The following is a 10,179-nucleotide window of genomic DNA, read 5'->3' as shown; positions in this document are numbered from 1 at the left end:
CCTCGGTGCGCGACGCGTTGCGCGCGGCGCCGCCGGCGGCGCTGGCGGCCATGCGCGCCCGCGCCCACGCGCCCGACCCCGCCTATTCCGCCGACCCGCGCGACCAGGCGACGCCGCGCGGCATGCTGGAGCTGCTGCGCCGGCTGTGGGCGGCGGATGGCGTCAGCTCCGCGGCGCGGACGACGCTGCTGGCCATCATGGGCCGCACCTCGACCGGGGTGCGCCGCATCGCCGGGCGGCTGCCCAAGGGGGTGCCGGTTGCCGACAAGACCGGCAGCGCCTCGGGCACCACCAACGACGTGGGCTTCCTGACGCTGCCCGATGGGCGCGGCACCGTGGCGCTGGTCGTGTTCGTGAAGGACTCGCCGCTGACACCGGCGGAGCGGGAGGACGTGATCGCCGATATCGGGCGCGTGGTCTACGACGCCTGCCTGCTCGCGTCAGCGCACGGCTGACGCGGCGCGCGGCGCCGGCCGGTCGCGCAGGCTCCAGATGATGCCGCCGGCGCTGATGGCGGCCCCCAGCAGCACCAGCGGGTCGAACGCCTCGCCGTAGAAGGCGACGCCGACCATGGCGATCAGCGGGATGCGCAGGAAGTCGATCGGCACCACCGCCACCGCGTCGCCATGGCGGAAGGCGCTGGTGACGCAGACATGGGCGAGCAGGCCGCTCACGCACAGGGCAGCGATGGCCGGCAGCGCCTGCGCGTGCAGCCTGGGCACGATCCACAGCGAGTTGCCGGCGGCGAGGTCGGCGAGCAGGTACATCGGCAACTGCATGACGTTCATCCAGAACATGATGGTCAGCACGCTGTTGCGGCCGGTGAGGAACTTCGTGGTGGTCAGCTGCACCGCGAACAGCATGGCGGCGAGCAGCACCACCAGCGCCTCCGGCCGGAACGACCCCGCGCCCGGCCGCAGGATCACCAGCACGCCGATGAAGCCCAGCACCACCGCGCCGATGCGCGCCGTGCTCAGCCGCTCGCGCAGGAATAGCACCGCCAGCACCAGCGTCCAGGCGGGCGTCGTGAACTCCAGGGCGAAGACGGTGGCGAGCGGCAGGATGGTGACGCCGAACGCCCAGCAGGCCTGGCCGCCGAAATGGAACACGTTGCGCAGCAGGTGTATCCGCAGCGGCCGCGGCGCGCCGATGCGCTGGCGTGCGGCCAGGGCGTAGACGGCGAGGATGACGATGCCGCCGAGATTGCGCAGGGCCAGGATCTCGAACACGCTGAGGCTGCCGGCCAGCTCGCGCACGGCAACCGCGAGCGCGCTGAACGAGACCAGCGCCCCGGACATCCAGGCGATCACCTTCCTGAGGTCATGCATGCTCGGCCGGCGCTCCCGTCGCTCATCCGCGCACGGCAAGCGGGCGCGCCGGGATGCTTAGATGATTTTGCCGGATCGCACACCCAGCCGATCCCGCCAGGGCGCCCGCGGGCGCCGGACCCGGGCTGAATGTCATGGTGTTCGATGGTGCTGCTGGACAGGATTGAACTGTCGACCTCTCCCTTACCAAGGGAGTGCTCTACCACTGAGCTACAGCAGCGCCGGGCGCGACAAAGCGCGGCCTACCTAGACTCTCGGGGGCGCCGGTGCAACCCCCGTCCGGCAGAAACTGGCAGGAACAAACCGAGAATATCGCGTCTGTACTGGCACAAATCTGACACAGGTCCAGGAGGCCTCGCTCCCCGACCTCCTCGCAGATTCGCCGCCGCCGCGTGCCCCGGCGGCCTGTTAGCTCCATTTCCCTCGGAGGTAGAATCGACGAGCAAGCCGGACGCTGACGGGGGGCAAGGAAAGCCCGACTCGCTGATCACAGCCGGTCAATCCCCGCCGCCGGCCGACGCACCCGCGCCGATCTTGGGTGTCTTTGTCAACATTGGCGCATTGCCTCGCCTGAAATGCTCCCGGGTTTTGACCCGTTGCCTCACCTCATTTGCTCCCCATCGATATTCATCGGTCGGGTTGGTAATGAGGCGGATCAGCATGGCGACGAGTGACGAATTGGTGGTGCCGGTTGCGGGACGCTACGCAATGGGCAGCCAGGCCGACCGGCATCGGCGCCTCGATCGGCGGACGTGAAACGATCAAGCTTGCGGCCGCTCACGCCATCGATGCCCTGTCGCTGGACATCCGCCCAAGCGGATTCATGTGGCCAAGGGACAAGCCATTCCTCTGGACGCCCGAGGAGTGTCGTGCAGCAGTGATGGGCTACCAAGTCAAGTGGAAGGGAGACTTCGACGACTTCCTGAAACTTCTGCGCGGCAAATGGCAGATGCTGGACGGCTATGCCTTCCTGCACCAGCCTTAGCCGATGAAAACGACCCTGCTCCGGGCGACTAGAATGGTCCTCGAGCGGCAGGCAATGTCGTCTTTGGTGATGTCCCTGCCTACCAGGCCAGGTCGGATTGTGGCTGCTGGGCGACGGCGTGAGCCTCGCAAGGTGCCGTCGCGGCGCAAGCGCTACGTGTAGACGCCGTATTCGAGGCGTGTGAGGAACGTCATCACGGTTTCTAAACCCTTCGGTGTAAATCAGCACCGAACTGGGACCCCACCGCAAACTGCGCACAATACTTTGATATTCCAAGCGAAATTTCGTTCGCTGTGGGGTCCCGATCGGCGCCGATCGGGACCCTTTCCTTTTGCTGATTTCGCAAGTCGTTTCAGCGCATTGCGGCAGGTTTGGAGGGGGCCCCCGCTTCGGTGCCGTTTTACATCCAATTGACAGACCTGAGGGGACGGTCCGGTTACCGCTCCGCCCGATGGGTAGGAACGGCCTTCGACGTCGAGTGATCGGGATGCGAAGCTCATGCCCGCCCGGGCCCATCCTTCCAGGCGTCGACGAGGCGCGCGAATTCGGCCTGGAGACGTTCCAGTGCTTCGGTGACCTGTTCCCGCGGCCGCCGTGTCTTGGGTGGGACCTCCTCAGGCTCGCCGAGGAACTCGTACTGGGCCTCGTCGCTCGTGGGGGGCGATTTGTCGGCCGCGTCCCCCGGGACCGAACCAGCCTTACCCAGGTCAGTCGATGCCTCCTGGCCACCGTCCTGGCCAGAGGCCCCGGCCGCGGCGACGAACCGGATGCGGAGTAGGGCTTTCAGGTTATCTGGTATTTCCGGCGTGACGGCCGCCTCCCACCAGGCGAGTTGCTCGCGCAGTGCGACCTCCTCGGGCGACAGGGCGGCCTCCTCGGCGGGCGCCATCTCGCGCAGCTTGCCTGCCTGCGTCAGGAGGATGCCCCCGACAACGACCCTCGCCATGTTGTCGAACATGTTGGCCAGCAATCCTTCCGGTCCGCCACGACCGCGGTGGGCCAGCCACGGGTTACGCTCCGCCCGTAAGCGCGAGAGCACTTCGACCGCGTCGCGGCAGGGACCAAGAGGGTCGCCCGCTTCGTGCAGATCACGGCGCCTTTCCCACAGGCGCAGGATCAGGTCGGCCGCGCGGGTCTCGGCCACCGCTTTGGCGTCACCGTTCGCGGCCTCCGCCTCAGTGATGAGCGCTGCCAGATGGTGGGCCATCCAGCGTTCCAGCGTCGCGCCCCGATCGCCGAGTTCGAGGTTGCGGACAAGCTCCCGACCAAGATCCAAGACGCCCCTCGGCGATGTCGAGGCCGCCGTCGGCGCAGAGACGGTAGACTCTATCAAACCGCCCCTCCGGCGAGTCGGTGCCTTCCTCGCCAGCGTATTGTCGGGTTCTGTGGCCACGGCGACGCACCTCCACCTCGATAACCAGATCCAGTTCCTCGCCCTGCAGGAAGCCCTGCAGTTGCTGTTTGTGCGCGAGCAGTCGCCAGCCAGCCGACTGGACGTCAGTCGGGTATCGGTCCTCGTCCCGATCCTGCTCGCCCCACACCTCGAAGACGAACATCGGCTCGTTCGAGCCGGGGCGTGACCACCGCGCAGCCCCAGAGGCGTCCCGTGCAAGGCTGCACGCATCGCGGACCCAAGCGCCCGGCGCCGAGGTGACATAGCTTGCGTTGCCCCGGAACGGGTCGTGCTCGTCGATGCCACTGTCCCGCCCGGACCAGACGAGCCAGCCTAGGAGCCGGTGGGGCGGTTCGTCGATTTCGAAGCGCTCCTCCCCATCCTCCGGCAGCTTGTAGTCCCAAGAATCGTCCATGGTCTGGAGCGCCCTCAGAAGCGCGGGGGCTGTCGAGGGCTCCACGAGCGCGCTGGAGAAAGTGATCCCCTCGGAGCGATCGGGCCCGGTCGTCTCTTCACGGCCCGCGACCGTGACGAAGCCCTCGCGCTCGGGCGGGAGCATCCCAACCCGGTGGTCCGGCTCACGGACAGCCGCGACCCAATCGGCGAGCGGTTCCCCACCGAGTGCCCAATGCCGCTGGTGAAGCGGCGTCGGCACTCGGAGGTCGGCCGCCCACAGGGGCGGCTCCGACAGCTGTTCACGCCGAACCCGCTGATCCAGGGCGTGCCAATCGTCCAGTTCCGCTTCCGCGAGCGGCACGGACTTCAGCAGCTCGCCCGCGGCGCACCACATCGCGTGCCACTCGAGATGCGTATCCAGGACCTCGATCACCGGCCGGGAGCCGTGGCCGTGCCGTCGCGCCGCATAGTCCCGGTCGTGGCCAAGCCTCCAACGGAGCTTCGGCGCGGAGCGCACTCGCTCCTCCGGCCATCCCCACACGTCCACGATCCACCGTTCGGCCGAGTCCAGGAAGCGGTCGCCGACGGGCTCGGCGAATGCCGACCACATCGGCTCATACCAGTACGGCACGGTGTCGATGGTGTCGAAGCCAAAGCGGCGGCCCTCGCGCGTGCGCATGCGGTGCGCATCCTCACGCGAGTGGCGGTCGTCCGCCTTGACCGCTGGCAGTGCCGACTGGTTCACCACCTCAAGCCGCGCGGCGTCCTGGGGCGACAGGGTCAGCAGGCCCGCGTTAGCAAGTTTGATGCAGACATCGCGCGCGAAGGCGCGGATTAGCAGGTGCGGGAACTTGTCGTCGAGCGCCGTGGCAAGGAGCATCGGACCGGCCGCGGCCGCGGCGTGCGGACGCTCACCCGCGACACGGTCCAGTGTGATGGCAGTCCATAGCTTGGCCGCGAGCGGATAGTAGGCCGGGGTCGGGCCGGAGAACGCGGGCTCCTCGGAACGACCGAACTCCCGCGCGTAGCCTTCGACGACGCGAATGTCGTCGGTTCGGGCGAGGCGCCGTACCGCGTGCGCGGCCCGCCAGCGAGCTCGGCTGTCTGGGGAACCCATCTGTGCCATAAGGAAGCGGCCGATGGCGTCAGCCGTGTCCTGGGGAATTGTCCTCGACTCGACATGTTCCCGGTCTCCTTCACGGATGCGCGAAGCGAGGCGCTGGAGGTACCAATCCAGCAGGTCGGCCACCGAGGGCGCAGGGAGCAGAGCCGCGACGAGCCCGACGTGCCCAAGCAGGGCCTCGGGCCCGAGTGTGTCCACGTGCACCTGGACGGCCTCGAGCAACAGGTCGCGCCGAGCGTCCCGGTCGCATCCCGCCTTGTCGAGCAACGGCGAAATCTCGTCCCGACCGTAGGGCAGCCCAGTCGAGAGTGCTGGGAGCCAGTCCCTGACGAGGCCCGGCAGTTTCGTCCCGCACCAAGCGGTGACGGCCGGACTGTCCCAGGCGCCAAGCGTCTCGATCAATGCCCGAACCACCTCTCCGCGATCGTGCTCCTCCCCGAGAGTGACGACCGCTTCCAGGTGCCTCGTCCGCGCACGCGCCGGAACCACTTCCCTGGCCGCCGAGAGCTCCGATCGGAGGGACACGTGGGTCCGCTTGGTCCGCGCGGACTCCTTGAGCGAGCGGATGGCCGCGGTGAGGGCCACGCTGTCCGTCGCGACCGCGTCCGTCCAGGCATAGGGCGCTGCCACCGCGTCGCTCCGATGCAGCTCCGCCGCCTCGTGCTTTGTCCGGGACGGCGGCAGCGCTTGCCCGAACCGCTCCCGGTCGACGAGGGCCCGGGCCAGGGGCCCGAGCTCCCCTTCAGGCGCAGTGCGGATGTCCTCAGGCGCCTCGGTCCGGCCAAGGCGGAGGAGCATGTCCCTGGCTGCCTCTTCGCGGAGCGCCCGCCGAATGGCGGCTGGGAGCCCTTGCGACGCGCGGAGGCTCTCGTCGAGCAATCCGTGGTCGGATTCGAGGCACAGAGACAGCGCAGCAGTCTCGCCCGGCGTCAGGGCACCCTCCGCCAAGCCAGTCCGAAGTGCCGGAGGCAGTGTTTCCCAGAGCTGGACAACATCGCGAGCCTCCCACCGCGCGGCCGCGGCGAGCGCGATCGGCTGGTCCAGCCGGGCCAAAGCCGCCATGGCCTCCTTCCAGGGGAAGTGGCGCTCGCCGTCGAGCCGTACCGCCGCGTCGGCCACCACCTCGCCGAGGCACAAGGCCGTCTGGCGTCGGTCGGCCACTGCGTCGTTGGCGTACCGAATAAGCTCACCCACGAGGATGAGCTGACCTCCGATTTCGGTGTCGAGTTCCCCCGCGGCCTCGACGGCCATGCCAAACACCGCCCCGGCGTCCTCCGGGCTTAGAGGCACCAGGAGCCGGGCGCGGGCAACGAGGCACTCTGATTTCGATCGCGCCCCGATCCGCATGCCGTGTGTTTGTGCCGCCGACGCGGCGAGCGAGGTGATGAGGGCGTTGTGAAGCTCCGGCCGCAGCGAAAGCCGCGACACCAGGGCCGCGTCCGGGACGACCTCGCCACCCGTCCAACCGTTGTCGACCGCCATCGCCAACTCGTGAAGCGTCTCGGGTGCATGCCCTGCCGCTAGCAGCGTCAGTAGGTTCCGCGCCACGAAGGACCGCATGGCATAGAAACCGGGTTCTCGCTCCAGCCGCCACCTTTCCCGGCCGAGGCAATCCGCAGCTGACCGGAGCCCGGCAATGGCGCTGTTGCCGACGGCCAACTTGGCCAGGGCGCAGGACACGGCGGCATAGGACGGGAATACCGCCTTGGCGAAATCCTGCAAATCGCGGTCGTGCCGTTCGTCGTGTTCGTTGCGCACGACCCGGCCTTGTACGTCCTTCGGTGCCTCGGGCCGCGGCTCGAAGACGCCCGAGGCCACGGGGCGACGACCGGACCTCGCCTCCAGCAGGGCGTAGGCCCGGAAAATTGCGTCGAGCTGCACCGGCGCAGAGGCGTGGTTGCGGTCGATGCGCCGCCGACCGTTCCCGAGCAGGCGAGCAAGGATCGCGTCGACGCCATTGCGCGCCGGAGCGCGTGCGCTGAGGACCTCGCAACCCGTCAGCAGCAGGTCGATGAGGCGTGCGAGTTGGGCATCCCGCTGCATATACTCCCCGAGGTTCCTGCCGCCTCGCAGAAGTCGGGAGAGGCGAAGCAGCCCCACCTCAAGGTTGGCGTAGTCCACATCCCGACCCGCAAGGGCCAATGGAACCTGGAGGAAAGTGCCAGCCAGTGGTCCCAACTTGCCCGAAGCGAGGAGAGCTTCCAGGTCGTCTGCGCGTCCCTCGGCAATGAGGCGCGGCGGCAATTCCAGCGCGACGTCGACGTGCGCCTGAATTGGGGACCAGCTCATAAGTTGCTGCAGGGCAGCGACGGGCTCGAACAGCTTGAGGGCGGCTTCAGTGTCCGCCGCCACGGCACTGGCATCGAGTCGCCACGGGTCGGACCACCCCTTGGCGTCCTTGCAGAGCGTCTGCTGCCTCGCCTGGTTCCAGGCAGCGATGGCTCGACTGTCCTCCCGGTACGACAGGCGGTCCCCGCGCTCCGCGTGCACAACGAGCCGGTGGTACAGAATCCGGCCGTGGCCCGACAGGTAGCTGGGATCGGAGAGGAAGAGCCGTCCGACGGTGTCCACGGCGAACCGGGCGGCAAGGTCGGGGTTGTCGGCTAGCAGGTTCTGGAGCGCCTTGTCCTTCCGATGTCCCTCGGCCCCGATAAGCAAGTAGCGCAGGGCCCTGGATGGTTCCCCGGCCGCCCGGGACGCGGCGACGGCCAGGGTCAGCCGTTGCACCTCTACTTCGCGTTGCTGGATGGGGTCGCTCACTACCCTCGGCACTGGCTCCCGCTCGACCAGTTCTAGCAGCTCGGCGAAGCGCTCTGCGGCTGCCAGCGCCGGGCCGACGTGAATGGCGGCGTAAGGCTCGCTTGCCGTCTGGGACAGGAGCCATGTCGCTGCCGACCCGCGCACCTCGGTGAGCTTGGGCTCACCGCGCGCGCGGACGAAGGTCTCGAAGTCCTCGTCGGCCAGCGCCGCAGCATTTCCCTCGAGGCGCACACCTGGTGCGAGGTCCCGGCACACGTCCCTGACGTGGTCCACGTTCGTCCCGAGCACGGCAGCTAAGGCGGGGAGCGGAACCGGCCGGGCGAGCGCGATCAGGCCAGCACAGACCGCGCCGACCTCCCCGGGGTTACCGTTCTTGGCCAGCGCCTCGCAGAACCGCTCCTCGAAAATCGCGTCGAGGGACTTGCCGGGGCGGAGCCGGGCCAGCGGGGCTGCATCGTCCACGCCACCGCCCTCGAACGCGTACGCCTGCACCCGGGGGATGCCGCCGGAGAGCGCGTGGAACTCGTCTATCCACTCCCGATCAGGGACCGCCCCCCGGTGCTGGCGCACGAACTCCGTCGTCTCTCCCACCTCGAAGGCTGGGACGGGGAAGTGCCGGTAGCGGTCGGGCAGCCCTAGGGTGTCGAGGCGCCCCGTCCGGGCGGTCACGATGAAGCGGACGTTCCCCGGGAGCGAACCCAGACGCACGAAGTCACGGACGAACGATGTCTCCGGCGCCGGTCGTTCGCGGGCCGCGGTGAGGGAGTTGTCCGCAGCGTCGATGGCCATGACGAGCAGCCCGCCAGGATTGCGGGCCGCGAGCGCCTCTGCCGCCCGGCGGAGTCGTTCCATGAACATCTGCGGGAAGTCCGTGTTCCCGTGGTGGCGCAGCAGCAGTGGCAGGCGGAGGCGCGTGGCAACCTCGTTCGCCAGCTGGGTGAACGCGTCCGCCGGGCGGTGGCGGAGCTCGGCCGGATCGAGATAGCGGCCGCCGCCGTAACAGTCGAGAGTCACCATGACCGACCCGTCCGGCAGGTCGTCTTCGATCTGGCGGAGCGCCGTCGTCTTCCCGACCCCGCCCTCGCCGTGAAGGCAAAGGAATGGCTCCGTCGCGAGGAGGCAGCCCGCCTGCTCGACTGCGACGCGCCGCACAAGCTTGGCCGTGTGCTTGAGGTTGGGCGGACAAGGGAACAGTGCACGGCGGTCGGATGCCCCAAGTGCGTGGAGCATGACGCCTCCCCGCGTGATTGGGGAACGGTCGTGCTCCGGCAGCATGCGCTCGCGGACGAACTGCCGCAGAACGAGCATGTCGGTCCGGGCGTCGTCGTCGGACCACTCCGCCATGGCGCGCAGCACCCGATCCTCCAGGTCGAAGCGGGACCCGGTACCGGAGACGAGGTCCATGCACGCGGCAAACTCGCGGAAGTCGTCGGGTGCCAGTCCCGACGCCTGCAGGAGCTTCGCCTCATCGGGCTCGTCACGTGCTGGTGCGCTCGGCGACGTCGTGGCCGGGTTCGCAGCGGCCCGGTCGAACGCCGCCTTGAGCTCGGGAGCGATGGGCTGGTTGGTGATGAGCGCCACCTCCGGCGGAGGCTTGCCGGGCCGGAGCGCGCGCATCGCCGCCCATGCCTTTGCCATCTGGGAGAGAACCGAGCCATCGCCGACCACGCGTCCCGGGGCGGTACCCTGCTGGGACCCTCTTCGCGCGCGGGTCTTGCCAGCGGCCTCTTTTCCACCCTGGTTGGCCTTCGCAGTCGGGCGCACGTAGGTCAGCCTCGCTACCGTCCAGGCGGCGCCCGGGGATGAGCCGGAATACTTCAGCTGCTCCAGCCGAACGCGCTCGGCCGACGCGGCCCCGTCCCCGCCGAAGTAAAGGGTGCAGTCCACTCCGTCCCAAGTGTCGGCGGCACCGGGCTCCAGGGTTCCCTCGAGCGCCAGTGCCTCCAGGCTGCCCTGGGCGTCGAGCAGCCCAATTGCTTGCCGAGTCGCCCACAGCTCGTGGAAATCGTCACCTGTGTTCGACCCCCGTGCGCCCCTGTAGTCGGCCAACTTGCCCTCCTCAACGCCGACCATTCGTAGGCATCCGCCGCGCGACGGCCGAGCCGGACCCGAGGAAAACATTACGATCCCTCGGAGCCCGCCGAAAGGGGCCGGACTCCGCCGGCTGAGCGACAAGCCTAGTTGCGGCAACCGG

The 10,179-nt window shown here is 68.7% G+C and carries 6 protein-coding genes and 1 tRNA gene; 2 read left to right on the top strand and 5 right to left on the bottom strand.

The genetic code is table 11. From position 1 onward, the window contains the following. A partial coding sequence (locus OL599_RS23650) for a class A beta-lactamase-related serine hydrolase (RefSeq protein ID WP_264716504.1) occupies window positions 1-455 on the top strand: 455 nt, incomplete at its 5' end. Here OL599_RS23650 and OL599_RS23645 read toward each other — a convergent pair. From OL599_RS23645 to OL599_RS23635, 3 genes are all read right to left on the bottom strand, one after another. Next, window positions 441-1,328, bottom strand: coding sequence for a DMT family transporter (locus OL599_RS23645; RefSeq protein WP_264716503.1), 888 nt, complete (start codon window positions 1,326-1,328; stop codon window positions 441-443). The two genes, OL599_RS23650 and OL599_RS23645, sit on opposite strands and share 15 nt — an antisense overlap. A gap of 145 nt (window positions 1,329-1,473) precedes the next feature. After that, window positions 1,474-1,548, bottom strand: a tRNA-Thr gene (locus OL599_RS23640). 277 nt (window positions 1,549-1,825) lie between these two features. After that, on the bottom strand, window positions 1,826-1,990 hold the full coding sequence (locus OL599_RS23635; RefSeq protein ID WP_264716502.1) for a hypothetical protein: 165 nt from the start codon (window positions 1,988-1,990) through the stop codon (window positions 1,826-1,828). 29 nt (window positions 1,991-2,019) lie between these two features. Here OL599_RS23635 and OL599_RS23630 point away from each other — a divergent pair, with 29 nt between their 5' ends. Beyond that, window positions 2,020-2,313 (top strand): hypothetical protein, encoded by a 294-nt coding sequence (locus OL599_RS23630; protein ID WP_264716501.1) that lies wholly within the window; start codon window positions 2,020-2,022, stop codon window positions 2,311-2,313. A gap of 496 nt (window positions 2,314-2,809) precedes the next feature. On the opposite strand, the gene OL599_RS23625 is transcribed toward OL599_RS23630, so the two are convergent. Continuing rightward, window positions 2,810-3,520 carry a hypothetical protein gene (locus OL599_RS23625; RefSeq protein ID WP_264716500.1) on the bottom strand — a complete coding sequence of 237 codons (711 nt, stop codon included), beginning with the start codon at window positions 3,518-3,520 and terminating at the stop codon, window positions 2,810-2,812. Then, entirely contained in the window at window positions 3,489-10,058 is a 6,570-nt protein-coding gene (locus OL599_RS23620) for an AAA family ATPase (RefSeq protein WP_264716499.1), read from the bottom strand. Before OL599_RS23620 ends, OL599_RS23625 begins: the two co-directional genes overlap by 32 nt. Between the last annotated feature and the right edge of the window lie 121 nt (window positions 10,059-10,179).

Origin of the sequence: Limobrevibacterium gyesilva (assembly GCF_025989185.1) — a bacterium.
GTDB lineage: Bacteria > Pseudomonadota > Alphaproteobacteria > Acetobacterales > Acetobacteraceae > Limobrevibacterium > Limobrevibacterium gyesilva.
The sequence above is the reverse complement of the archived record's forward strand: the minus strand, read 5'-3'. Positions and strand labels throughout refer to the sequence as shown.